This window comes from Pelagerythrobacter marensis (assembly GCF_001028625.1).
GTDB lineage: Bacteria > Pseudomonadota > Alphaproteobacteria > Sphingomonadales > Sphingomonadaceae > Pelagerythrobacter > Pelagerythrobacter marensis.
In genome coordinates this window covers 1,424,620-1,445,872 of sequence record NZ_CP011805.1, presented here as the reverse complement: position 1 = coordinate 1,445,872, position 21,253 = coordinate 1,424,620, and the positions used below count along the sequence as shown (strand labels likewise).

Below are 21,253 nucleotides of genomic sequence, written 5' to 3'. Positions count from 1 at the left end.
CACTGGACCAACGCCGCGCCGCCGATTAAGGGCCGCGCAACCGTTTAGACAGGACCTGCGATCAATGGCCGGAACCAAGAACCACGATTATCACATCCTTCCCCCCGACATCTGGCCGCTGATGGGCTCGCTGTCGGCGCTGGTCTTCACCAGCGGCATGGTGCTTTACATGCACGAGATGGCGAACTGGCAGATCGTCCTCGGCCTCGGCATTGCGGGTCTGATCGCGACGTTCTTCAGCTGGTTCAGCAATATCGTGAAGGAAGCCGAAGGCGGCTATCACACCCCGGTGGTGCAGCTCCACATGCGTTACGGGATGATCCTGTTCATCGCATCGGAAGTGATGTTCTTCGTCGGCTGGTTCTGGAGCTGGTTCGATTTCGCCCTGTTCCCGAGCGAAATTTCCGAAGTGGTCGGCGGCCAGTTCCCGCCGGTCGCGATCGAAGCGGTGATGAACCCGTTCGACCTGCCGCTGCTCAACACGCTGATCCTGCTGTGTTCGGGCACCACCGTCACCTGGGCGCACCATTCGCTGATCCACGGCGACCGCGACGGGCTGAAGAAGGGCCTGTGGCTGACGATCCTGCTGGGCGTGCTGTTCAGCTGCATCCAGGCTTACGAATACATGCACGCCCCGTTCGCGTTTGGCGAGAACACCTACAGCTCGGCCTTCTACATGGCGACCGGCTTCCACGGGTTCCACGTCCTGGTCGGCACGATCTTCCTGATCGTCTGCCTCGTGCGGACGTACAAGGGCCACTTCACCCCGCGCCAGCACTTCGGTTTCGAAGCGGCTGCGTGGTATTGGCACTTCGTCGACGTCGTGTGGCTGTTCCTGTTCGTCACGGTTTACGTCTGGGGCAGCTGGGGCGCACCGGTCCATTGATGGACGGGCGCGAGCCAACCGTTGAAAAGGGGCAGCCCGGCACCGCCGCGGCTGCCCTTTTCGGTTTGTGCCCGCGTTGCCGGGGCAAGACCCTGTTCGCGCGCGGTATCCGGTTCGACGAACGCTGCGCCGCCTGCGGGCTGGACTTTGCGAAGTTCAACGTGGGCGACGGGCCGGCGGCTTTCCTGACGCTGGCGATCGGGGCGCTGATCACAGGCCTCGCCATCTGGCTGGAACTGGCGGTGCAGCCGCCGTTCTGGGTCCATGTCCTGCTGTGGGTGCCGATTACCGCGCTGGCGGTGGTCTTCGGCCTGCGCGTCGCGAAAGGGTGGCTGATCGGCGCGGAATATCGCAACGCGGCGAAAGAAGCCGGCGGGCGCGAGCCATGACGCGCAAGATCCCGATCCTGCCGACGATCATCGTGCTGGCTGCGGTCGCGACAATGGTCGCGCTCGGTTTCTGGCAACTCGATCGCATGCAGCAGAAAGAGGCGCTGCTCGCGCGCTATCAGGCCGCACGGACGATGTCCGCCGCCGTGCCCTGGCCGCGCACCGAGGGGGAGGCGGAACGCAACCTGTTCCGCCACGCCCAGCTCGATTGCGAACGCGTGCTGTCGCTTTCCAGCCGCGCGGGCACGGCGGCCGACGGGCGCAAGGGCTGGGCGCACATCGCCCACTGCGCAATCGGCGAGGGGGAAGAGGCCGATATCGCGATCGGATGGTCCGAACGGCCGCAGGCCCCGCAATGGCAGGGCGGCACGATCGAAGGGGTGATCGCATCGGGGCCGCGGCTCGTTGCCGGGCGCCCGATCGCCGGGCTGGCCCCGCTGGCCCCGCCCGATCCGGCAAACGTACCCAACAATCACCTCGCCTATGCCGGGCAGTGGTTCTTCTTCGCGCTCACCGCGCTGGCGATCTACTGGCTCGCGCTGCGCCGCAGATGGCACGGGGCAGGCGGCGTCACGCGCAGTTGAGCTGCCACGAAACGCCGAAGCGGTCGCTGACCCAGGCAAACAGCCGGCTGAAGCCGTAGTTTTCCACCGGCATCATCGTCGCACCATCGTGCGACAATGCCGCCGCCAGGGCGCGCACTTCATCTTCGTCCGAACATTCGACGTAGAACGAGAACGCCGGGGTGAACGTGAAGTCGTGGACCGGCGGGCTGTCGAGCACCATGACCTCCTGCCCGGCCAGCGTCAGGCGGGCGCTCTTGAACCGGCCGGCGGCAACCGGCTCGCCTTCGCCATAGCGTTCCATCCGATCCACTTGGGTGCCGGGAATCGTGGTGCGGTAGAATTCCAGCGCCGCCTCGGCATCGCCCTGGAACATCAGGAAGGGCAAGATGGATTGGGGCATCGGCAATCTCCTTCGTCCGTTTACTTATAGAAACCTTCGCGCAGGTTGATGCCGTGTTCCAGCCAGGCCTTCATTGCCGTCAGCATTCCGGTCCAGCCTTCGCAATTGTTGTAGGAACTGCGCCATCCGCCGGGCGTGTCGCGCCAGCCTTCCTCGGCGATTTCGACCAGTGTGCGCCCGTCGCCCGTGGGTTTGAACAGCATGGTGACGGTGGTGCGGTAATCGGCATCGTGCATCGTTGCGCCGATATCGCCGCTCTCGGCTTCCTGCGCGGCCCATTCCATGACGATCTTCTCGTTCGGGACGACTTCGATCACCTCGACCGGAAAGGCGCCGGGAACGTCGGCGAATTCCCACATCACGGTGGCCCCGGTTTCCATCCGGCCCTTCGCCCCGCCGGTGGTGAAGAAGCGGGACAGTTTTTTGGGGTCGGCAACCGCTTCGAACACTTCGGCCACCGGCTTTGCGATCCGGCCCGAGACCCTGAAATTCACCTGCATGATTCGCGCTCCTCTTGAGTCACAGCCAATTATGTTATAAAAACATAACATGTCAAACGAAGACGAACTCGATCGTGTTTTCAAGGCGCTGGCCAACCGCGTGCGGCGCGAGATCTGCGACGCGCTGAAACTGCGGCCGCTGACCACGAAACAGCTCTGCACCTGTTTCCCGGCGCTCGATCGCACCACCGTGATGATGCACTTGCGCGTGTTGGAACGCGCCGGGCTGGTGGTCGCAGTGCGCAAGGGGCGCGAGCGGTTCAATCACCTCGACGCCATGCCGATACAGGCGATCCACGAACGCTGGATCGGCCCCCACGCAGCCGCGGCGGCGGCGGGCCTCCATCGTTTCAAGTTCGGGCTGGAGGCAGACGGGGAAGGCGCCGGAGCGAAGGCCGGAAAGAAGGAAAGCCACGGCCAAGCCTAGCCGGTGTTGCTTGCGGGGCGCGCGGGGCGCGGCTAGTCGATCGATCCGATGGAATACGTCTCTACCCGCGGCAGCGCACCGGCGCTCGATTTCGAAGGCGTCACGCTCGCCGGGCTGGCCAATGACGGCGGTCTTTACCTGCCGCGCGAATGGCCGCGCCTTTCGCATGAGGAGATCGCGGCGCTCGCCGGGCTGCCCTATCCGGTGCTGGCCGCGCGGATCATGCAGCCTTTCGTCGGCGGCAGCCTGTCGCCCGATCGGCTGCTGGCGCTGTGCGAGGAAGCCTATGGCCGCTTCGCGCACAATGCGGTGACGCCGCTGGTCCAGCTGGACGAGCGCAACTGGCTGCTCGAACTGTTCCACGGTCCGACGCTGGCGTTCAAGGATGTCGCGCTGCAATTGCTGGGTCTGCTGTTCGAGGAATTCCTGGGCCGCAAGGGCGGGCGCCTGACCATCGTCGGCGCGACCAGCGGCGATACGGGATCGGCCGCGATCGACGCGGTCGCGGGGCGCGAGGGGGTGGAAATCTTCATGCTCCATCCGAAAGGGCGCGTCAGCGACGTCCAGCGCCGGCAGATGACGACGGTGCTGGCCCCCAATGTCCACAATATCGCGATCGACGGCAGTTTCGACGATGCCCAGGCAATGGTGAAGCGCATGTTCGCCGATCCGGCGCTGACCGGGCGTTTCGCGCTGGGCGCGGTCAATTCGATCAACTGGGCGCGGCTGATGGCGCAAGTGGTCTATTACTTCGCCGCCGCGCTCCAGCTCGGCGCGCCGGCGCGCAAGGTTGCCTTCGCCGTGCCGACCGGCAATTTCGGGGATGTCTTCGCCGGCTATGTCGCCGCGCGCATGGGCCTGCCGATCGAACGGCTGGTGGTGGCGACCAACGTGAACGACATCCTCCACCGCGCGCTGGCCGATGGCGATTATTCGGCGGGCGAAGTGACGCCCACTGCCGCGCCTTCGATGGATATTCAGGTCAGTTCCAATTTCGAACGCCTGCTGTTCGATGCCGGCGGGCGCGACGGGGCGGCGCTGGCCGAACAGATGAAGGGGTTCGAAGCGAGCCGGGCGATGCGGCTCACCAACGCCCAGCGGCAGGGTGCGGCGGCGCTGTTCACCAGCGCGCGGGCCGATGCCGACGACATGGCGCAGGCAATCCGCTGGGCCTGGGAATGCAGCGGCGAAACGATCGACCCGCACACCGCGATCGGCCTCCACGCTGCGCGGCAGCAGCGCGACCTGCCCGGCGATATGCCGGTGGTCACGCTCGCGACCGCACATCCGGCCAAGTTCCGCGATGCGGTGGAACGTGCGACCGGCTTCCGGCCCGTGCTGCCCTCGCGCGTGGGCGAGCTGTTCGAGCGCGAGGAAAGGATGGTCGAGCTGCCCGGCGATTACGACGCGGTCGTCGCCCATGTCGCCGGGAACGCGACCCCGCGCTGATGGCTCAGCTGGTCGAACAGCCGCTGGTCATGGCGGGGGAGGGGTGGTCCGATTACGGGCTGGTCGACAGCGGCCACGGGCGCAAGCTCGAACGTTACGGCGCCTGGCGCTTCATCCGCCCCGAACCCCAGGCGATGTGGGCCCCGCGCGATGCCGACTGGCAGGCCCACGGCGAATTCGTGCCCGGCTCGGACGAGGATGGCGGCGGGCGCTGGCAGTTCGCGCAGGATGTGCCGCCCGATGGCTGGCCGCTGGCGTGGGAAGGGGTGCGCTTCACCGCCCAGTGCACGCCGTTCCGCCATCTCGGCTTTTTCCCCGACATGGCGCCGGTCTGGCGCTGGATGGGCGACCAGCTCGATGGGCGGGACGATGCGGAGCTGCTGAACCTGTTCGGCTACACCGGCGTCGGCACGCTCGCGCTCAGCCGGTTCGGGCGGGTTGCCCATGTCGATGCGTCGAAGAAATCGGTCGCGCAGGCGCGCGCCAACGCGGCGCTTTCGGGGCTGGAGGACCGGCCGGTCCGCTGGCTGGTGGACGACGCGGCGAAATTCGCCGCGCGCGAGGTGCGGCGCGGGCGGCGCTACGACGGGATCATCCTCGATCCGCCCAAGTTCGGGCGCGGGCCGGGCGGGGAAGTCTGGCGGCTGGAGGAAAGCCTGCCGGGCCTCGTCGCCGATTGCCGCCGCCTGCTCGACGATGGCAGCCGGTTCCTGTTCCTGACCGTCTATGCCGTGCGGATGAGCAGCCTGGCACTGGGCGGACTGCTTGCCTCGGCGATGCAGGATCTGCCGGGGCAGATCCAACACGGCGACCTTTCTGTGCGCGAAGATGGCAAACATCCCCGCCTCCTGCCCACCGCAATCTTCGCACGCTGGTCGAATAGGGGCTAAGCGCTGGAAATGGCCGATTCGCTCATCCTCGAAATCGCCGATCTCGAACACGATGTCCTGACCGGGATCTATTCGGAAGAGACCGGCAAGCCGCAACCGCTGCGGATCACGATCCAGGCGAAGCTGAAGTGCGCGGCGCATTACGCGCCCGATACCCCGCTCGATGCCAGCAAGAACTACATGGACCTGAAGTTCGCCGCCACCGAAGCGCTGCCGCCGGGCGTCCATTTCAAGCTGATCGAAGCGGTCGCGGATCACATCTGCGAAACGCTGTTCCTGCAGGATGATCGGATCGAGGCGGTGACGGTGAAGATCGTCAAGCTCGCCATCGCCGAAGCGGGCGAGAAGATCGGCATCACGCTGACCCGCGAGCGCCGCGAATGAAAGTGATCGCGGTCGACGATCTGCCCGGCGATCCCCTCGCGGCAGCGGCCGTGTTCCACCAGCACTGGCTGCCTTTCGCGGAGGAGGTTCTGGCATCGGGCCAGGACCTGCTGATCGCCTTTGCACCTGCCGATCATACGCACAACGCATGGCGCCGGGCCGCCGTCGCATCGCTTGCTCGCAAACATGCCCCGCGGCGGGCCAACGCCGTAACGACCGGTCAGCGGGAGGCAATGCAGGGCGCGCAGGACTATCTGACTGGCGCGCCGGGGGTCACCGGGCAATATCTGCCGCTGTGCGGAGGCGATACCGGCAAAGCTGGCCACACGCCGCCGAATGCGGCAGGCTAGCGCGATGGACGGCACTGCCCCCCTGGTCGATGGCCACTGCCGCACGATCGATTATCTGCGCCTGTCGGTAACCGATCGCTGCGATCTGCGCTGCACGTACTGCATGCCGGAACGGATGCAGTTTCTCCCCCGGCGGGACATCCTCAGCCTAGAGGAACTTCACCGGCTTGCACTCGGCTTCATCGCGCGCGGAGTCAGGCGCATCCGTTTGACGGGCGGGGAGCCGCTGGTCAGGCGCGATATCATGGATCTGGTCCGCGCGCTGGGGCGACGGATCGGGGACGGGCTGGAAGAATTGACCTTGACCACCAATGGCCTGCAGCTCGCAGGCCATGCCGATGCGCTTGCCGCCGCAGGGGTCCGGCGGGTCAATATCTCGCTCGACACGATCGATCCGCAAACGTTCGCCCAGCTTGCCCGGCGGGATCGGCTGCACGACGTGCTCGCCGGGATCGAGGCCGCGCGTGCAGCCGGGCTGGCGGTCAAGATCAACACTGTGGCGCTGCGCGGGGTCAACGACGATGAAATTCCCGCGCTTGTCGAATGGGCCCACGGGCAAGGGCACGCGATCACCCTGATCGAGCTGATGCCGCTGGGCGAAGTGAAAGAAGACCGCTTCGACCGATACCTGTCGCTTTCGCAGGTTCGATCTGCGCTGGAGCGGCGCTGGACGCTGACGCCATCGTCACACCGCACCGGTGGGCCGGCGCGCTACGCGGACATTGCCGAAACCGGGGGGCGGATCGGCTTCATCACCCCGCTCAGCGCCAATTTCTGCGACGGATGCAACCGCATTCGGGTCACCGCCACCGGGCAGCTCTATCCCTGTCTGGGCGGGGCGGAGCGGGTCGACTTGCGCGCGGCCATGCGATCGGACGATAGCGAAGCGGCGATTGCGCAGGCGCTCGATACCGCGATGCGGATCAAGCCGGCGCGTCATGATTTCCGCATCGACGCACCAGGGGCTGCCCCGGCGCAACCGCGCCATATGTCGGTGACGGGCGGATGAAGCTCGTCTTCCTCGGCAAACTTGCCGATCTGGCGGGACGGGACGAGTACGATCTTGCCGCAGCCGGTCGGTGCGATTGGCAGGGGCTTAAGGCGCATGTCGCCGTGTGTGGCGGCGATTTGCTGGCGGAAGCGGTCGCTGCCGATAACGTCCGCGTCGCGCGCAACGGCACGTTGCTGGACGACAAGAGCGCGATCGAGGCCGAAGACGGTGACGAGATCGCATTCCTGCCACCGGTCAGCGGAGGCTGACCATGCGCGATTTGCGCCTGCTGACAGCGCCATTCGATCCTGCGGAGCCGAGCCAGCGCCTGGCGGCAGAATGTCCCGAGGCGGGGGGGATATGCGCGTTTGTCGGCCGGGTGAGGGCGGAGGACGGCGTCGAGGCGTTGGAACTGCAGCAATACGAGCCACTGACCCTGCCCGGTATTCACACCCTTTCGGACCGGGCGTTCGACCGTTTCGATCTGATGGGGCTGGCGATCCTGCACCGGGTCGGACGGCTTGCCCCCGGCGAACCGGTCGTCTGCGTCGCCGCTGCCGCACGCCACCGGCGCCCGGCGATCGAGGCGGTCGATTATTGCATGGACCACCTGAAATCGGCCGCGTGGTTCTGGAAGCGCGAGAAGCGCGCCGACGGCTGGCACTGGATCGATCCCCGGGCTGAGGATCGCCGCGACCTTGCCCGCTGGCAGCAGCTCAAATAGCGCCGCGAAGTTCGGCCAGAACGGCATCTTCCTGCGCGATCATCGCGGTAACGTCTGCCCGCGTTTCGACGATCGGCGCACGCAATTCGAACGACAGGGCGGCATCGGCGAACAGGAGATCGAGATCGCCCAGTGCGATCGCCGCGCGGCTGCGGTGCGAATCGAGATCGGCCAGCGCGACCTGGGCACTGGCGTATCGGTCGCTAGCAATCCCTGCGCCGCTGGCGGCCCGCACCGCGCGCCGCGTTGCGGGTACGGCTGCCAGAAACGCCTGATGCGCACTGGCCGCTTGGGACTGCAACTGCCCCAGGCGCGCGAGCAGATCTGCGCTGGGCGGGGCGGGCTGGGCAGGGGGCGCTTCCGGTGTCGGGGTCTCAAGGCTGCCCCCGACCCGTTCCGCATCCCGGATCGCGAGTGAGGGGTAGCTGCCGGACCCTGCGGCACAGGCCGCCAGCGGTACGGCAAACAGCAATGGCGCAATGCGAAGATGGGCTGACATCATGCCTTTCCTGTAGCATGGTGGCCGCAGTGCGCCAGACAGGATGGTGCAGGCGGGTGTTCGCCAGATTCCATCGTTGACTTGCGCCAGCGGTTCCCTTAACGGCACCCATCTTTCCGGGAGCCGCCTTGCGCGGCGCATCGGACACGTCCCTTCCACGAAGGTGGGGACACAAGCAACGAGATTGGAAGTTAGCACCATGTTCGCAGTAGTGCGCACGGGCGGCAAGCAATACCGGGTTGCCGCCGGAGACAAGATCGCGGTCGAAAAACTCGCCGGGGAAGCCGGCGATACGGTCACTCTGGGCGACGTTCTGCTCGCCGGCGAAGGCGAAGATATCGCCGATGCGTCGAAAGTGTCTGTCTCGGCCGAGATTATTGCCCAGGCGAAGGGCGAGAAGGTGGTCGTGTTCAAGAAGCGCCGCCGTCACAACTATCGCCGCAAGGCCGGGCATCGCCAGCAGCTGACCCTGCTGCGCATCACTGCGGTGGGCGACGCGAAGGCCGCGCCGAAGAAGGATGCAGCCAAGGAAGCGCCGAAGAAGGCGGCTCCGGCCAAGAAGGCTGCACCTGCCGAAGCGGCTGCCGATACGGCCGAAAAGAAGCCGGCAGCCAAGAAGGCTGCCCCGAAGAAGGAAGGCGCCGCGAAGAAGGCGCCGGCCAAGAAAGCTCCGGCCAAGTCCGAAGCGAAGAAGTAAGGATCACGAACGATGGCACATAAGAAAGCAGGCGGTTCGTCGCGTAACGGTCGCGATTCGGCTGGCCGTCGCCTTGGTGTGAAGAAATTCGGCAGCCAGGGTGTGATTCCGGGCAACATTATCGTGCGCCAGCGCGGGACCAAGTTCTATCCGGGCGCGAACGTCGGGATGGGCAAGGATCACACGCTGTTTGCGCTCACCGAAGGCGTCGTGCGATTCCACGGCGGCAAGCTCGGTCGCAAATACGTATCGGTCGACATGCTGGCGCAAGCCGCAGAATAACCGGACGATCCGATAACGGGGTCGTCCAGACGGGACGGTCCCAGCCGGGGCAAACCGCCGGCAAACGAAGAGGGAGATGGGGCCACCCGTCTCCCTCTTGTCGTATCTCCCTCACGGACCGGCGAAACCGCCTTTCGCCGCAATGCCATTGTCACGCACCGGCTCTACCGGGCGTGGCGGGGGCGAAGTGGAGAGCACGAAAATGTTCCATCGCAGCCAAAGACTGCTCCTGAGACCGCCGTGGCCCGAGGATTGGTGCGAGATCCTCGGCGGCATTGCCGATGAAGGAGTCGTGCGCAACCTTGCCCGCGCGCCCTGGCCCTATCGCCCGCACCACGCGCGCGAATTCGTCGCGTCCCCCGCAGCGCCGCGCTTCCCCCGGTTTGTGGTGGCGCGGGCAGACAATGCCGCAATGGTGGGATGCGTCGGGATCGATCAGGTCGGGAATACGGCCGAACTGGGTTACTGGATCGCACGCCCTTACTGGGGCCGCGGCTACGCGACCGAAGCGGGCCGGGCGGCGTTGGAAATCGCAAGAATGCTGGGCCATTCGCGGATCGTCGCCAGCCATTTCCTCGACAATCCGGCGTCGGGCCGGGTGCTGCAAAAGCTGGGCTTCGCCGCGACCGGTGCGATCCGCCCGCGGTTCAGTTGTGGCCGTGGCGGCGAAGCGCTTGCCGCGGAATATGCGCTGGATCTCGAATGCGAGTGCGAACCGGACATGCGCGCGGCGTGATTCCTTGCCGCGGCAGCAGCGGCTACCGCGAAGGCGAACGCCTCGGCCCTGCCGGCGCGCCATCGGCGGTCTGAGGCTTCACGCCAATACGCCGCCGGTGCCCGATTACTCGGCTGGCAGCAATGCGTCCTCGAACTCGCCTTCGTACAGGCCGATCAGGTCCCGGTCGTCGTGATCCCACGGGTGGAAGCCGGGCTTGAAGTAGGCAAGCCAGGCCGGAAAAATGCGGCGCACGATGCCAGGGCTGACGGCGAGATAGCGGAACAGGCCCCAGCGGGCTTTCCAGCCGGTAATACCGTCCTGCGCCAGCAGATTCATCGAATCTTCCCAGCGATTCTTGAAGAACCGGCCCGTGACGATCAGCATCATCAGACTACGGAGCTTCCAGCGCCGCCATTTGGACCAGTCGCGCGTGGCGTGGTTCCATGTGTCGAAGGCAACGCCCTTGTGTTCGATTTCCTCGACCGAGTGCCAGCGCCACATATCGCGGACTTCGGCGTCGGCGGTTGCGAAGTGGCGGGGATTGGCGAGGAATTCGTGCGCCATCATCGCGGTATAGTGCTCCAGCGCCATGGTCGCCGCCAGATTGAGGATTTCCGGCCGCCCCTTGGTCATCGCGAGCATTTCCTCGACCCGCTTGTCGATTGCCTTGATGTCGTACCCGGCATTCTCGGCCAGCTTGTTGAACGCGATGTGTTCGCGTGTGTGATTGATTTCCTGCTTCACGAACGCGCGGATTTCGGCGTCGAGCCTTGGATCGGCGCCCGCGCGGTGCGCCTTGACCGCTTCGATGAAGAACGCTTCCCCGCGCGGGAAAGTGGCGGAAAGGGCGTTGTGCCAGGCGGTGCCAAACGGTTCGCCGGCCCACCAGCGGCGCGGCGTGGTGTCGCGATTGAACCGCTCGTCGCGAATAGTGATCGCAAGATCGGCGGGAGTGGGGGCGGAAGTGCGTTCGGCAGAGATACGGGCAGGGGCGTTCATGGGAAGCTCGCTAGTTACTGACAGTTATGTCAATAAGGGCTGCTTACACAAGTGTCAATAGTGGGCGTGCCTCAAGGACGGATCGCCCGGAAACAGGGGCCGTCCGTCGCGAAACGTGTGCAGACAATAAAGGAAGAAGGCCCGCTGGCGCCCGATCGGTCAGCGGGCTATTCAGCCGGCATCACCGCATCGGCATAGGGGCTGTCGAACTTGCGAATCAGGGCGCGGTCGTCCTGCTTCCACGGGTGGAAGCCGGGCAGGAGGATCTTGGCCCAATCGAAGAACATGCGCCGCATCATTCCGGGCGAAATCCACAGATGACGGAACAGCAGCCAGCGCGCACGTAGCCCGGTGATCCCGTCTTGCCGCATCAATCCCAGAGCATCACGCACGCGGTTCTTGAAGTATCGCCGGGTAATCAGCAGCGCGAGCAGGGCGCGCACCCGATACCGTTTCCACGCCGACCAGTCGCGGGTGGCGTGAAGCCAGACGTCGTAAGTGATGCCCTTGTGCTCGATCTCTTCCACCGAGTGCCAGCGCCACATATCCGCGATTTCTTCGTTCACCCCGTCCAGATAGCGGGGATCGGTCAGCAGGCAGTGGCTGATGGCGGCGGCAAAATGTTCCAGCGCGATCGTGATCGCCAGGTTGAATTCGACCGGGCGCCCCTTGGTTAGGGCGAGCATTTCCTCGATGCCCTTGTCGATACTCTCGATGTCGTAACCGTGGCTCTGGGCCAGATTGTTGAACGCGACATGCTCGCGCGCGTGATTCGATTCCTGCCGGGTGAACGCGCGAAGTTCCGCCGCCATGCGAGGCGGAACCTTGTCGTCGTAGTACTTCATCACCTGGATGAAGAACTTCTCGCCCCGGGGGAGGCTGGCAGAAACCGAGTTATACCAGGCAGTTGCCACGGGGTCGCCGGAGTGCCACCATCGAACTGGCCGGCCATCCCGGCAAAACTTTCGGTCGCGAATGTTGAGGGCATGGTCGCCGGGCGTGGCGCTCCCCGACGTTCGCGTCACCTTGTCGCCGGCGTCGGGGCGTTCTAGGCCGCTTGCTTGGTCCCCCTGCATGGGCCGGCATTTTATTGTTCAAGGAACCGCATGGCAAGTCGCAAGCGTCTATCTCCCGAAGAAAGCCGCAGGACTGCGCTCGAAGCTGCACGAAGGCTGTTAATCGAAACCGGCCCGCAGTCGGTCACGCTCAAGGCCGTCGCCGGGCGGATCGAGCGGACCCACGCCAATCTGCTGCACCATTTCGGCTCCGCCGCGGGCCTGCAGAAGGAACTCGCGCGGCATCTGGCGGAAACCGTGTGCGAAAGCATCAAGGAAGCGGTTCGTGCCAGTCGTGCCGGTCTGGGTGCCCCCCGCGAAGTCGTCGATCTCGCGTTCGATGCGTTCGACAAGGAAGGGGCGGGGGCCCTGGCAAGCTGGATGATCCTGACCGGCAACGAAGATGCGCTGTCGCCGATAGTGGAAACGATCCATCAGCTGGTGGACGAAATCGCGCCTGAAGAAGCAACTTCGCACGACGATGTCGCGCGGGTTCACGAAGATACGCTGGCGCTGGTCCTGATGGCGATGGGCGATGCGCTGATCGGCTCGGCGCTTTCGCGGTCGCTGATGCTGCCCGAAACCGCCGCGCGCGACCGGGCCGAGCGAATGTTGCTCAATTCTCTGGCGACGCTGGGTCAGCCGCACTGAGCGCGCCCTTCATCCAGTCGGGCGCGAGCGCGGCATCGATGGCATCGACCCGCAAGTGGTCGACGGCCAGGCCCAGCGCCGGATAGGCCGCGCGACGGCGCTTTTCCTCCGAACGTTCGAGCGGGACAACCACCAGGCGGCGATTGACCTTCTGGCGCCAGTTCATCCGCGCGGTATTTTCCTGCCCGACGTAGCACCCCTTGTCGAAGGCGACACCGTTCAGTTCGATCGCATTGGTTTCGAGCCACAGCAGGTCGCCCAGCTCGCCCTGGCCTTCGGGAACGCCCAGCGACAGCCGGTGCGCCCGCCATTCGTCGTCAGCCGGGGCATCATCGGCTGAAACCGGTGCGATCCACCGCTGCCCCAGATCGGCCAGGCGCGGATCGGATGCGGCGCCGTCGCCGGTCTGTGGGCGCCAATGCACTGCCAGACCATCGTCGACAGTGATCGCGATCTTGCGGCGCAGCCGGTAGAGCGAAAGCCGCTTGGCCAGATCTTCGGCCCGGTCGGCTTCGCAATCGAGCAATACGTCCCGCTCCCCGCCGGGCCAGACGATCAGATCGAACAGGGCTTTGCCCTGCGCAGTCAGAAGCGCTGCATATGCTGGCAGAGGTCCTGCAACATCGTTGGTCAGCAGGCCCTGCAGGAATGCGACAACGTCTTCTGCGTCGTCCTGGGGAGACAGGCGCACTATGGCGCGATCGAACAGGCGGGTTGCGGTCATGGGTGACAGATAGGGCGCTACCGGCTTAAGGGAACCCCTATGAACGAGACCCCCGAATCCCTGACGATCCGCCGGCCTGACGACTGGCACGTACATCTGCGCGATGGCGAAGTTCTGGCAGCGGTCACGACTTATACGGCGCGCCAGTTCGCGCGCGCCATCGTGATGCCCAACCTCGCGCCGCCCGTAACCGGGGTCGAGGCGGCGATTGCCTATCGCGACCGGATTCTTGCCGCCGTGCCCGAAGGCGCCGCCTTCACCCCGCTGATGACGGCCTATCTCACGGATGCGACCGACCCTGACGAAATCGCGCGCGGGTACGAGGAAGGCGTTTTCACCGCGGCCAAGCTCTACCCGGCGAACGCCACGACCAATTCCGCGCACGGTGTGAGCGATGTGGCGAATATCCGCAGCGTGCTGGAACGTATGGCTGCGATCGGAATGCCCCTGTGCATTCACGGCGAAGTGACCGACGCCGATATCGACATCTTCGACCGGGAGAAGGCCTTCATCAGCCGCGTGCTGGAACCGCTTCTGCTGTCGCTGCCCGACCTGAAGGTGATTTTCGAACATATCACCACCGCCGACGCGGTGCAGTTCGTCACGTCGGCGGATTCGAACGTGGCCGCGACAATCACGCCGCAGCACCTCCATATCAATCGCAACGCCATGCTCGTCGGCGGAATACGGCCGCACGCCTATTGCCTGCCGGTGGCGAAGCGCGAACGGCACCGGATCGCGCTGCGCGAAGCGGCGACTTCGGGGTCGGCGAAGTTCTTCCTCGGCACCGACAGCGCACCCCATGCGCGCGACGCGAAAGAAAGCGCCTGCGGCTGCGCGGGCATCTTCAACGCCCCCTTCGCGCTCGAAAGCTATCTGGAGGTGTTCGAGGACGAAGGGGCCCTGGCGAATTTCGAAGGCTTCGCCAGCGAACATGGCCCGCGCTTCTACGGGCTGGCGCCGAACGAGGAACGGATCACCCTGGAACGCACGGGCACACAGGTGCCCGATGAGATCGACGCTGGCGGCACGCCCATCGTTCCGTTCCACGCGGGCGAGACACTGCGCTGGGCGATCCGCGCCTGATCGTCAGGCCTGCAAGACCTTGTCTGCCTTGCGGCGGGCAAGGATGTCCCACACGAACACGGCGATGGCGGTCCAGATCAGCACGAAGCACGCGATCTGCACCGTCTGCAGCGGCTGGTCGAAGACCGTAAGGCCCAGGATGAAGACAATCGTCGGGGCGAGGAACTGCAGGAAGCCCAGGGTGGAATAATCCATCCGCCGCGCGGCAATCGCGAACAGCAGCAGCGGGATCGCTGTCAGCGCCCCGCCCAGAACGATGGTGAAACTCAGTTCCGGCGATTGCGCGAATGCCGACCCCGCGGGCGATGCGGCATACCACCATGCAATGCCCGCCGCCGGGACCAGCAGCAGCGTCGATTCAATGGTCAGCCCCGGCAATGCGCCGACATCGACGCGCTTGCGCAGCAGCCCGTACGTTCCAAAACTGAGGCCGAGCGTCAGGCTAATCCAGAGCGTGGTCAGCGCGCCGCCGAGGAGGAGGGCGACGCCCGCTGCGGCAATTGCCACGGCCAGCCACTGGCGCCGGCTCAACTTTTCGCCCAGCACGAATGTCCCCAGCAGGACGTTGATCAGCGGATTGATGTAGTAACCCAGGCTGGCCGCATAGACGTGATCGTGCTGGATCGCCCAGACATAGACCAGCCAGTTCAACCCGATGAGAACCGAACTGGCTGCAAGCATGGAAAGGCTGCGCTTGTTGCCGAATGCCCGCAGCACCTCGCGCCCCTGATGCCGGATCGCCACGATCAGAAGGCAGATCGGCAGCGTCCAGATGATTCGCCAGCCGACGAATTCGAACGCGGGAACTTCGCGAACGAGCAGCAGATAGAGCGGCAGAAAACCCCAGATGAAATAGGCCGAAAGCCCGGCGACGAGGCCCGATTGCCGGGGTTGGGGGATCTCGCCGCTCATCTCGCAGGTCATCTAGGTATCGTGCGTTGGGTGCGCAACGATCATTCCGTCCCCGGCGAAACTCGGTTCGTCGCAATGTAAACTTTCTGCACCGGATGTTGCGATCCGTTCATAAACTGGCCGGTATTTATGAACAAATCGAACGGATAGCTTCCCGCCTCCGACGACACGATGAGAGGAACGAGCGATGACCGGCATAAATCTGAAGTTCGCTGCCCTGGCGCTTGCGGCCCCCGGCCTTGCCCTGGCAGCACCCGCGCAAGCTGCCGAACCGGCACATGCCTATCAGGCAATGCATGTTGCCACATACGAGACGGAGAGCGCCAGTCAGTGGCGCGAGCGCTATCGCGACCGCGATCGCCGCGATTATCGCCGGCACGAACGGGGCCGCTATGATCGGGATCGCTACGATCGGGATCGGTACGACCGGGTCAGCCGCGATACGCGCGTCTGGCGTGGCCGCGACGGGCGCACCTATTGCCGGCGCGATGACGGGACGACCGGCCTGCTGATCGGCGGCGCCGTGGGCGGCCTGCTCGGTCACGAAATTGCGGGCCGGGGCGATCGTACGCTGGGCGCGATCCTTGGGGCGGCTGGCGGCGCGCTGCTGGGGCGTGAGATCGATCGCGGGACCACGCGCTGCCGCTGAGCTGTCGGCCCAATAGACTTCGGCTGCACCCACCTGCAGTCGCGGCGCGGCCGCCAAATGGCCGCGGAAGGCGCTCTGCTTCCCAAGGGAGGCGGGGCGTCTTCGATTCCGGCCCCGGCCCCAAAGCCCGGCTGCCCGCGCCGCTATTTCTCGCGCAAGCTATTTCTCGCGTAGACGGGGGAACAGTTCGACGAAGTTGCACGGGCGGTTCCGGCTGTCGAGTTGCTCCGCCAGGATTCCGTCCCAGCCATCTTTTACCGCTCCGTTGGAACCGGGCAGGGCGAAGATGTACGTCCCCCCTGCGACAATGGCGCAGGCGCGGCTTTGAATCGTGCTGGTTCCGATGGATTTGTAGCTGAGCCAGCGGAACAGCTCGCCAAAGCCGGGAATGTCTCGCCCATCGTGGTCCTTGCAAACCCGTTCCAGCGCTTCGGGGGTGACGTCCCGCCCCGTCAGGCCGGTGCCGCCCGTGCTGATGACGGCATCGACTTGCGGGTCGGCGATCCAGGCATCGAGCTGGCGCGCGATATCGGCGGCATCGTCGCGGACGATCGTACGGTGGGACAACCGGTGCCCGGCCCGTTCGATCCGATCGGCCAGGATGTCGCCCGATGTGTCTTCGGCCGCGGTGCGGCTGTCCGAAACCGTGAGCACCGCGATACTGACCGGTGTGAATGCGCGATCCGGATCTATCGCCATCAGTCGCGCGCTGTCAGACGCACGCCGCCGCCGCCGGAAAGTTCGGGGAACGTCGGCCACATGCCCTGCGCCAGGGCAATCCGGCTTTCCGACGCACCGCCGGCCTGCCGTTCGTACATCCAGTAATTGCGCATCACGATCGCGACATAGCCGCGCGTTTCCCAATAGGGGATGCTCTCCATGTACAGCAGCGGGTCGCCCTGATCGCGGATCTCGCTGTTCCACCGGGTGACCGGCGAAAGGCCCGCGTTGTAAGCGGCCATGACTTTCGGCAGCAGCCCGCCCGTAGCGCCGGAATCGCGCAGCATCTGCAAGTGTTCCTGCCCGAAGGCGAGATTGATTTCGGGCCGGGCAAGGTCGCCCGCATTGCCCGATACGCCCAGCTTCGCGCGGTGATCGATCGCGGCGGCGGGCATGATCTGCATCAGGCCGCGGGCCCCGGCCGGGCTGACGGCATCGGCACGAAACACCGATTCCTGCAGCGTGTGTGCATAGGCAAGCGCCGGATCGACTTTCCACCCGTTCACCGGCTGCCATTTCGGCGCGGGATAACGCAGCGCGGGTTCCGCCTGCGCGCCGCGCGGGGCATTGTGGGCCATCCACAACTGGGTCGACGGCAGGCCCATTTCGCGGGCGAGCCGGGAAAGCTCGTCATAATTTTCCGGGTCGCCGATCCGCGCCTCGTGTCGCAGGACTTCATCCGCGAGGCGATCGCGCCCGATTTCGGCCAAGGCCACGGCGATGCGCACATTTTCGACATCGCGCAGCTTGCGCCAGTCCTCCATCGCGAAGTCCGCGCCGGCATGGTTCTGGGGCAGAAGCTGGCCGAGCTGTTCGCGCGCCAGCATCCCGTAAAGCGTTTCGTCCAGTCGTGCCGCGCCGCGCAGACGTTCGGCCGCCTTCTCTGGCTGGCGGCATCGAATGAACGCCCGGCTCGACCAGTAGAATGCAGCCGCGGTCAGTTCCTGATTGGTCGAACCGTGTGTGGCCCGCTCGAAACTGTCGGCGGCAGTTGCGCAGTCGCCAAGCCGCCATGCAGCGAGGCCTGCGACCCAGTCACCTTCCGCGACCCAGGCGCCTGACCCGTCGCGCACCGTTTGCGCCATGGCGAGCGCCGCCGGATCGTTGTTTTCGATGTAATAGCTGAAGGCCACCCGCTGCCGCCATTCTGCACGGGCAGGGGGGCTGAGGATGGCATCGACCCCGTCGAGAAGCTGGCGGGCACCGTCGGGATCGTCGTTGCTGATCCTGTCCAGGATTGCCCGGCGCACATCTCCCGGCATCGTCCCGTCGTCGATGGTGGAGGGTCGCACCCGCTTGGAGGCATAGGGCTGCCTCACGAAGCTCTGTTCGCGCGGCAGGTACGGCGCGGACATCAGGCCCCGGGTCAGCCCCAGATTGCCCATCTGTTCGGCATGGGGCAACCGGCTGCCATTGGCGAGCCAGGCCTGAATGGCGGGCAATTCCACCCTGGGGCTGGTGGCGGCCAGGTAATATTCCGCCTTCGCCACGTGGTGCAGCGGGCCATCGTCACGCTCCGCCAGCATGGCGGAAACCCGCGACCAGTCCTGCCGGTCGATCGCCTGAAACAGGTCGGAGTAATATGCCTTGTCCGAACGGTTGAGCAATTCCGGCACGTTGCTGTTGAGCGCGCGCGAGCGGAAATAGTCGGCGGCGCTGCTATTGGCCGCGGCCGGGGCGGGAACGATTGCGCAAGCGAGGCCGAGGGCAACCGGTGCCAGTGCCAGCCCCAGTTTCAGCCCCAGCGTCGGCCGTCGTGTCAGATCATGTTTCGCCATAAGTCCAATCGAGCCAGCATCGCCAGAACCGCTCGCGCCGCCGTGCTGATCGACGCATATCCGCGAGCCCTCCGGCACCCATCGCGGGAATGCTAGCGTCTTTATGGTTGATATTGCGTAAAATTGCAGGACCTTGCGCCATATCGTGCCCCAACAGCGGCGGAATGTTGCGTCCGAGGAAAAGGATCCTGCCGGGCGCCACCAAACCGATATGATGGGCCAGAAGTTCGCCCAGTCCGGCTGCGCGAATGGCATCCCAGTCCGGCGCGGTATCGTGGCGGGGGAGGAGCGAGGCGAGATAGACCGTTTCGGGCGCGATTTGCGCCGCCCGCATAAAGCCCTGCAGCAGCGCACCGTCGGGGCCGGACAGCAGCGTATCGCGATCCCCCTCTTCCGGCTGGTTGACCACGATCATCAGCCCGGCTTTCGCCGGCCCGGCTGGCGGCACGCGGGGAAAGGCGCCGCCGGTATCGAGAGCATCGGTGGCGAGCCACCAGTCGCGAAACGCCGCCAGATCGGTCGGCCAGCTGCTTTTGTCCACATCGACCCGGCGGGCAGGTTCTACCGAGGGAACGAGTTCGCGCGGGGGCTCTGCCGCGCGGGTATCGATGGCCGGGGCAGCGGGCGCTTCGGCTTCCTCCGGCGGAGCCAGCCAATCCGTAGCGTCGTCGACGAAGTCGCAGTCGAGACCGGCCTCGCGCCACCAGTCGATCGCGCCGGCGACCTGGCCGGAAAGGGGGAGGGGCGGGCGTTCTGCCATCACGGTTGCGGTCTTGACCTGCCCTGCCACAGCAATCAAGGCATGATGCAAGCCTGAGGCAGCAAAGCAACGAAGGACCATTTGGGATGAGCGAACGCGAATCGATGCCGTGCGACGTGGTGATCGTGGGGGGCGGCCCCGCCGGCCTATCCGCTGCGATCCGCCTCAAGCAGATCAACGATGCGCTTGAGGTTGTCGTTCTCGAAAAAGGGTCCGAAATCGGCGCGCACATCCTGTCCGGCGCGGTTGTCGATCCGAAGGCGCTGGACGAACTGCTGCCCGAATGGCGCGAGCAGGGCTGCCCCATGGCGGAAGTGCCGGTGACCGACAACTGGCACTGGGTCCTGTCGAAAGGCGGCAAGACCGGCATTCCCCACCTGTTCATGCCGCCATTCCTTTCCAATGATGGCTGCTACACCGGCTCGCTGGGCAACATGACCCGCTGGCTGGGCGAACAGGCGGAAGCGCTGGGCGTGATGGTCTTCCCCGGCTTCCCCGCCGCCGACGTGCTGTTCGACGACAGCGGCGCCGTTGCGGGCGTGGTGACGCAGGACATGGGCGTCGCCGCCGATGGCAGTCACAAGCCCGATTACCAGCCGGGCATGGAAATCCACGCGAAATACACCCTGTTCGCCGAGGGCGCGCGCGGCAACCTGACCAAGCGGATGAAGGCGCGTTTCGACCTTGAGGCCGATTGCCAGCCGCAGGTCTATGGCCTGGGCATCAAGGAACTGTGGGACATCGATCCCGACAAGCACGTGCCGGGCCGCGTGATCCACACCCAGGGCTGGCCCCTTTCGGAAAGCGACACCTGGGGCGGGGGCTTCCTCTACCACCAGGCGAACGGACAGATCGCGATCGGCTTCGTCACCGCGCTCGATTACGAGAATCCCTATGTCTCGCCGTTCCAGGAATTCCAGCGCTGGAAACAGCACCCCGCGATCCGCGAGTATCTGGAAGGCGGCAAGCGGGTCGCCTACGGCGCGCGCGCAATCAACGAAGGCGGCTGGCAATCGGTGCCCCGGTTGGCCTTCCCCGGCGGCGCGCTGATCGGCTGTGCCGCGGGCTTCGTCAACGTGCCCCGGATCAAGGGCAGCCATACCGCGATGAAGAGCGGTATGCTGGCGGCGGAATCGATCGCCGCGGCAATCGAAGGCGGGGCGGAGAAGACCGAGCTGGCCGATTACGACGCCGCCGTGCGGTCGAGCTGGATCGCCGACGAACTGAAGAAGGTGAAGAACGCGCAGCCCGCCGTGGCCAAGTTCGGCGGTGATATCGGCACCGTGGTGGCCGGGATCGACATGTGGATGCGCACGCTGGGCATCGGGCTGCCGGTGACGATGAAGCACACGCCCGATTACACCCATACCCATCGGGCGGACCTGCACCGGCCGATCGACTACCCCAAGCCCGATGGCGAAATCACTTTCGATCGCCTGACTTCGGTGTCCTATTCCTACACCAACCATGCAGAGGATCAGCCCTGTCACCTCAAGGTGAAGGACATGGCTTTGCAGGAAGCGAGCGAGCTGGGCGTCTTTGCCGGCCCCTCCGCACGCTATTGCCCGGCCGGGGTCTATGAATGGGTCGATGTCGAGGAAGGCGATCCCAAGTTCGTGATCAATTCGCAGAACTGCGTCCACTGCAAGACCTGCGACATCAAGGACCCGAACCAGAACATCGAATGGGTCACGCCCGAAGGTGGCGGCGGCCCGAATTATCCGAACATGTGATGGGCAACCCGCTGCTCGCCGTGGCCCCATGCCT

28 protein-coding genes are annotated in these 21,253 nt (G+C 65.4%); 18 read left to right on the top strand and 10 right to left on the bottom strand.

Annotation, left to right across the window (positions count from 1 at the left end; all coding sequences use genetic code 11):
- Positions 1–64: 64 nt before the first annotated feature.
- Genes AM2010_RS06970 through AM2010_RS06960 form a run of 3 tightly spaced genes read left to right on the top strand, consistent with a single transcriptional unit; the run spans position 65 to position 1,859 of the window.
- Positions 65–886, top strand: a complete 822-nt coding sequence (locus AM2010_RS06970; RefSeq protein ID WP_047806458.1) for a cytochrome c oxidase subunit 3 — start codon at positions 65–67, stop codon at positions 884–886.
- Positions 886–1,275 (top strand): DUF983 domain-containing protein, encoded by a 390-nt coding sequence (locus AM2010_RS06965; protein WP_047806457.1) that lies wholly within the window; start codon positions 886–888, stop codon positions 1,273–1,275. Before AM2010_RS06970 ends, AM2010_RS06965 begins: the two co-directional genes overlap by 1 nt.
- Positions 1,272–1,859, top strand: coding sequence for an SURF1 family cytochrome oxidase biogenesis protein (locus tag AM2010_RS06960; protein ID WP_047806456.1), 588 nt, complete (start codon positions 1,272–1,274; stop codon positions 1,857–1,859). Before AM2010_RS06965 ends, AM2010_RS06960 begins: the two co-directional genes overlap by 4 nt.
- Here AM2010_RS06960 and AM2010_RS06955 read toward each other — a convergent pair.
- Positions 1,846–2,241 (bottom strand): VOC family protein, encoded by a 396-nt coding sequence (locus AM2010_RS06955; RefSeq protein WP_047806455.1) that lies wholly within the window; start codon positions 2,239–2,241, stop codon positions 1,846–1,848. The genes AM2010_RS06960 and AM2010_RS06955 overlap by 14 nt on opposite strands.
- A gap of 20 nt (positions 2,242–2,261) precedes the next feature.
- A complete protein-coding gene (locus tag AM2010_RS06950) occupies positions 2,262–2,741 on the bottom strand; it encodes an SRPBCC family protein (protein ID WP_047806454.1) in 480 nt (159 codons plus the stop codon).
- A 49-nt stretch (positions 2,742–2,790) separates the two neighbouring features.
- On the opposite strand from AM2010_RS06950, the gene AM2010_RS06945 reads away from it, so the two are divergent.
- From AM2010_RS06945 to AM2010_RS06910, 8 genes are read left to right on the top strand one after another with little or no spacing between them, the layout of a single operon-like run.
- Positions 2,791–3,168 (top strand): ArsR/SmtB family transcription factor, encoded by a 378-nt coding sequence (locus AM2010_RS06945; protein ID WP_047806453.1) that lies wholly within the window; start codon positions 2,791–2,793, stop codon positions 3,166–3,168.
- A gap of 48 nt (positions 3,169–3,216) precedes the next feature.
- The gene (thrC, locus tag AM2010_RS06940; RefSeq protein ID WP_047806452.1) at positions 3,217–4,617 is read left to right on the top strand and encodes a threonine synthase; all 1,401 of its coding nucleotides are present in this window, start codon (positions 3,217–3,219) and stop codon (positions 4,615–4,617) included.
- Positions 4,617–5,507, top strand: coding sequence for a class I SAM-dependent methyltransferase (locus tag AM2010_RS06935; RefSeq protein WP_047806451.1), 891 nt, complete (start codon positions 4,617–4,619; stop codon positions 5,505–5,507). Before thrC ends, AM2010_RS06935 begins: the two co-directional genes overlap by 1 nt.
- A gap of 9 nt (positions 5,508–5,516) precedes the next feature.
- Complete coding sequence (locus AM2010_RS06930) at positions 5,517–5,891, top strand: dihydroneopterin aldolase (RefSeq protein ID WP_047806450.1); 375 nt, start codon at positions 5,517–5,519, stop codon at positions 5,889–5,891.
- Entirely contained in the window at positions 5,888–6,241 is a 354-nt protein-coding gene (locus tag AM2010_RS06925) for a Rossmann fold domain-containing protein (RefSeq protein WP_047806449.1), read from the top strand. The genes AM2010_RS06930 and AM2010_RS06925 overlap by 4 nt, the downstream gene beginning before the upstream one ends.
- Before the next feature lie 4 nt (positions 6,242–6,245).
- Entirely contained in the window at positions 6,246–7,250 is a 1,005-nt protein-coding gene (moaA, locus tag AM2010_RS06920; protein ID WP_047806448.1) for a GTP 3',8-cyclase MoaA, read from the top strand.
- Positions 7,247–7,501 carry a MoaD/ThiS family protein gene (locus AM2010_RS06915; protein WP_047806447.1) on the top strand — a complete coding sequence of 85 codons (255 nt, stop codon included), beginning with the start codon at positions 7,247–7,249 and terminating at the stop codon, positions 7,499–7,501. Before moaA ends, AM2010_RS06915 begins: the two co-directional genes overlap by 4 nt.
- Before the next feature lie 2 nt (positions 7,502–7,503).
- A complete protein-coding gene (locus AM2010_RS06910; RefSeq protein WP_047806446.1) occupies positions 7,504–7,956 on the top strand; it encodes a molybdenum cofactor biosynthesis protein MoaE in 453 nt (150 codons plus the stop codon).
- Here AM2010_RS06910 and AM2010_RS06905 read toward each other — a convergent pair.
- Complete coding sequence (locus tag AM2010_RS06905) at positions 7,949–8,455, bottom strand: hypothetical protein (protein ID WP_150115246.1); 507 nt, start codon at positions 8,453–8,455, stop codon at positions 7,949–7,951. The two genes, AM2010_RS06910 and AM2010_RS06905, sit on opposite strands and share 8 nt — an antisense overlap.
- Before the next feature lie 199 nt (positions 8,456–8,654).
- Here AM2010_RS06905 and rplU point away from each other — a divergent pair, with 199 nt between their 5' ends.
- From rplU to AM2010_RS06890, 3 genes are all read left to right on the top strand, one after another.
- Positions 8,655–9,152 carry a 50S ribosomal protein L21 gene (gene rplU, locus AM2010_RS06900; RefSeq protein ID WP_047806444.1) on the top strand — a complete coding sequence of 166 codons (498 nt, stop codon included), beginning with the start codon at positions 8,655–8,657 and terminating at the stop codon, positions 9,150–9,152.
- Between the two features lie 12 nt (positions 9,153–9,164).
- Positions 9,165–9,434 carry a 50S ribosomal protein L27 gene (rpmA, locus tag AM2010_RS06895; RefSeq protein WP_047806443.1) on the top strand — a complete coding sequence of 90 codons (270 nt, stop codon included), beginning with the start codon at positions 9,165–9,167 and terminating at the stop codon, positions 9,432–9,434.
- 142 nt (positions 9,435–9,576) lie between these two features.
- Positions 9,577–10,170 carry a GNAT family N-acetyltransferase gene (locus tag AM2010_RS06890; protein ID WP_338047422.1) on the top strand — a complete coding sequence of 198 codons (594 nt, stop codon included), beginning with the start codon at positions 9,577–9,579 and terminating at the stop codon, positions 10,168–10,170.
- 105 nt (positions 10,171–10,275) lie between these two features.
- Here AM2010_RS06890 and AM2010_RS06885 read toward each other — a convergent pair whose 3' ends face one another.
- The gene (locus AM2010_RS06885; protein WP_047806442.1) at positions 10,276–11,151 is read right to left on the bottom strand and encodes a metal-dependent hydrolase; all 876 of its coding nucleotides are present in this window, start codon (positions 11,149–11,151) and stop codon (positions 10,276–10,278) included.
- A gap of 167 nt (positions 11,152–11,318) precedes the next feature.
- Positions 11,319–12,227, bottom strand: coding sequence for a metal-dependent hydrolase (locus AM2010_RS06880; protein ID WP_082132821.1), 909 nt, complete (start codon positions 12,225–12,227; stop codon positions 11,319–11,321).
- A gap of 30 nt (positions 12,228–12,257) precedes the next feature.
- On the opposite strand from AM2010_RS06880, the gene AM2010_RS06875 reads away from it, so the two are divergent.
- Entirely contained in the window at positions 12,258–12,857 is a 600-nt protein-coding gene (locus AM2010_RS06875) for a TetR/AcrR family transcriptional regulator (protein ID WP_047806441.1), read from the top strand.
- Here the strand turns inward: AM2010_RS06875 and ygfZ are convergent.
- Positions 12,823–13,581, bottom strand: coding sequence for a CAF17-like 4Fe-4S cluster assembly/insertion protein YgfZ (ygfZ, locus tag AM2010_RS06870; protein ID WP_047806440.1), 759 nt, complete (start codon positions 13,579–13,581; stop codon positions 12,823–12,825). The genes AM2010_RS06875 and ygfZ overlap by 35 nt on opposite strands.
- A gap of 39 nt (positions 13,582–13,620) precedes the next feature.
- On the opposite strand from ygfZ, the gene pyrC reads away from it, so the two are divergent.
- Complete coding sequence (gene pyrC, locus AM2010_RS06865) at positions 13,621–14,667, top strand: dihydroorotase (RefSeq protein WP_047806439.1); 1,047 nt, start codon at positions 13,621–13,623, stop codon at positions 14,665–14,667.
- 3 nt (positions 14,668–14,670) lie between these two features.
- Here pyrC and rarD read toward each other — a convergent pair whose 3' ends face one another.
- A complete protein-coding gene (gene rarD / locus AM2010_RS06860; protein WP_047807773.1) occupies positions 14,671–15,579 on the bottom strand; it encodes an EamA family transporter RarD in 909 nt (302 codons plus the stop codon).
- Between the two features lie 187 nt (positions 15,580–15,766).
- On the opposite strand from rarD, the gene AM2010_RS06855 reads away from it, so the two are divergent.
- Positions 15,767–16,228, top strand: a complete 462-nt coding sequence (locus tag AM2010_RS06855; RefSeq protein ID WP_047806438.1) for a glycine zipper 2TM domain-containing protein — start codon at positions 15,767–15,769, stop codon at positions 16,226–16,228.
- A 159-nt stretch (positions 16,229–16,387) separates the two neighbouring features.
- On the opposite strand, the gene moaB is transcribed toward AM2010_RS06855, so the two are convergent.
- The 3 genes from moaB to AM2010_RS06840 are packed head-to-tail and all read right to left on the bottom strand — an operon-like array spanning position 16,388 to position 19,486.
- Positions 16,388–16,927 carry a molybdenum cofactor biosynthesis protein B gene (moaB, locus tag AM2010_RS06850; RefSeq protein ID WP_047806437.1) on the bottom strand — a complete coding sequence of 180 codons (540 nt, stop codon included), beginning with the start codon at positions 16,925–16,927 and terminating at the stop codon, positions 16,388–16,390.
- Positions 16,927–18,726 (bottom strand): lytic transglycosylase domain-containing protein, encoded by a 1,800-nt coding sequence (locus AM2010_RS06845; RefSeq protein WP_047806436.1) that lies wholly within the window; start codon positions 18,724–18,726, stop codon positions 16,927–16,929. Before AM2010_RS06845 ends, moaB begins: the two co-directional genes overlap by 1 nt.
- Positions 18,713–19,486, bottom strand: coding sequence for a hypothetical protein (locus AM2010_RS06840; protein WP_047807772.1), 774 nt, complete (start codon positions 19,484–19,486; stop codon positions 18,713–18,715). Before AM2010_RS06840 ends, AM2010_RS06845 begins: the two co-directional genes overlap by 14 nt.
- Before the next feature lie 86 nt (positions 19,487–19,572).
- Between AM2010_RS06840 and AM2010_RS06835 the strand changes: the two genes are divergently transcribed.
- Entirely contained in the window at positions 19,573–21,219 is a 1,647-nt protein-coding gene (locus tag AM2010_RS06835; RefSeq protein ID WP_047806435.1) for an electron transfer flavoprotein-ubiquinone oxidoreductase, read from the top strand.
- The last annotated feature ends 34 nt before the right edge of the window (positions 21,220–21,253 follow it).

Coding starts and splice junctions, on each gene's coding strand:
- AM2010_RS06970 (WP_047806458.1), top strand. CDS start 65: ATGGCCGGAACCAAGAACCACGATTATCACATCCTTCCCCCCGACATC.
- AM2010_RS06965 (WP_047806457.1), top strand. CDS start 886: ATGGACGGGCGCGAGCCAACCGTTGAAAAGGGGCAGCCCGGCACCGCC.
- AM2010_RS06960 (WP_047806456.1), top strand. CDS start 1,272: ATGACGCGCAAGATCCCGATCCTGCCGACGATCATCGTGCTGGCTGCG.
- AM2010_RS06955 (WP_047806455.1), bottom strand. CDS start 2,241: ATGCCCCAATCCATCTTGCCCTTCCTGATGTTCCAGGGCGATGCCGAG.
- AM2010_RS06950 (WP_047806454.1), bottom strand. CDS start 2,741: ATGCAGGTGAATTTCAGGGTCTCGGGCCGGATCGCAAAGCCGGTGGCC.
- AM2010_RS06945 (WP_047806453.1), top strand. CDS start 2,791: ATGTCAAACGAAGACGAACTCGATCGTGTTTTCAAGGCGCTGGCCAAC.
- thrC (WP_047806452.1), top strand. CDS start 3,217: ATGGAATACGTCTCTACCCGCGGCAGCGCACCGGCGCTCGATTTCGAA.
- AM2010_RS06935 (WP_047806451.1), top strand. CDS start 4,617: ATGGCTCAGCTGGTCGAACAGCCGCTGGTCATGGCGGGGGAGGGGTGG.
- AM2010_RS06930 (WP_047806450.1), top strand. CDS start 5,517: ATGGCCGATTCGCTCATCCTCGAAATCGCCGATCTCGAACACGATGTC.
- AM2010_RS06925 (WP_047806449.1), top strand. CDS start 5,888: ATGAAAGTGATCGCGGTCGACGATCTGCCCGGCGATCCCCTCGCGGCA.
- moaA (WP_047806448.1), top strand. CDS start 6,246: ATGGACGGCACTGCCCCCCTGGTCGATGGCCACTGCCGCACGATCGAT.
- AM2010_RS06915 (WP_047806447.1), top strand. CDS start 7,247: ATGAAGCTCGTCTTCCTCGGCAAACTTGCCGATCTGGCGGGACGGGAC.
- AM2010_RS06910 (WP_047806446.1), top strand. CDS start 7,504: ATGCGCGATTTGCGCCTGCTGACAGCGCCATTCGATCCTGCGGAGCCG.
- AM2010_RS06905 (WP_150115246.1), bottom strand. CDS start 8,455: ATGTCAGCCCATCTTCGCATTGCGCCATTGCTGTTTGCCGTACCGCTG.
- rplU (WP_047806444.1), top strand. CDS start 8,655: ATGTTCGCAGTAGTGCGCACGGGCGGCAAGCAATACCGGGTTGCCGCC.
- rpmA (WP_047806443.1), top strand. CDS start 9,165: ATGGCACATAAGAAAGCAGGCGGTTCGTCGCGTAACGGTCGCGATTCG.
- AM2010_RS06890 (WP_338047422.1), top strand. CDS start 9,577: ATGCCATTGTCACGCACCGGCTCTACCGGGCGTGGCGGGGGCGAAGTG.
- AM2010_RS06885 (WP_047806442.1), bottom strand. CDS start 11,151: ATGAACGCCCCTGCCCGTATCTCTGCCGAACGCACTTCCGCCCCCACT.
- AM2010_RS06880 (WP_082132821.1), bottom strand. CDS start 12,227: ATGCAGGGGGACCAAGCAAGCGGCCTAGAACGCCCCGACGCCGGCGAC.
- AM2010_RS06875 (WP_047806441.1), top strand. CDS start 12,258: ATGGCAAGTCGCAAGCGTCTATCTCCCGAAGAAAGCCGCAGGACTGCG.
- ygfZ (WP_047806440.1), bottom strand. CDS start 13,581: ATGACCGCAACCCGCCTGTTCGATCGCGCCATAGTGCGCCTGTCTCCC.
- pyrC (WP_047806439.1), top strand. CDS start 13,621: ATGAACGAGACCCCCGAATCCCTGACGATCCGCCGGCCTGACGACTGG.
- rarD (WP_047807773.1), bottom strand. CDS start 15,579: ATGAGCGGCGAGATCCCCCAACCCCGGCAATCGGGCCTCGTCGCCGGG.
- AM2010_RS06855 (WP_047806438.1), top strand. CDS start 15,767: ATGACCGGCATAAATCTGAAGTTCGCTGCCCTGGCGCTTGCGGCCCCC.
- moaB (WP_047806437.1), bottom strand. CDS start 16,927: ATGGCGATAGATCCGGATCGCGCATTCACACCGGTCAGTATCGCGGTG.
- AM2010_RS06845 (WP_047806436.1), bottom strand. CDS start 18,726: ATGGCGAAACATGATCTGACACGACGGCCGACGCTGGGGCTGAAACTG.
- AM2010_RS06840 (WP_047807772.1), bottom strand. CDS start 19,486: ATGGCAGAACGCCCGCCCCTCCCCCTTTCCGGCCAGGTCGCCGGCGCG.
- AM2010_RS06835 (WP_047806435.1), top strand. CDS start 19,573: ATGAGCGAACGCGAATCGATGCCGTGCGACGTGGTGATCGTGGGGGGC.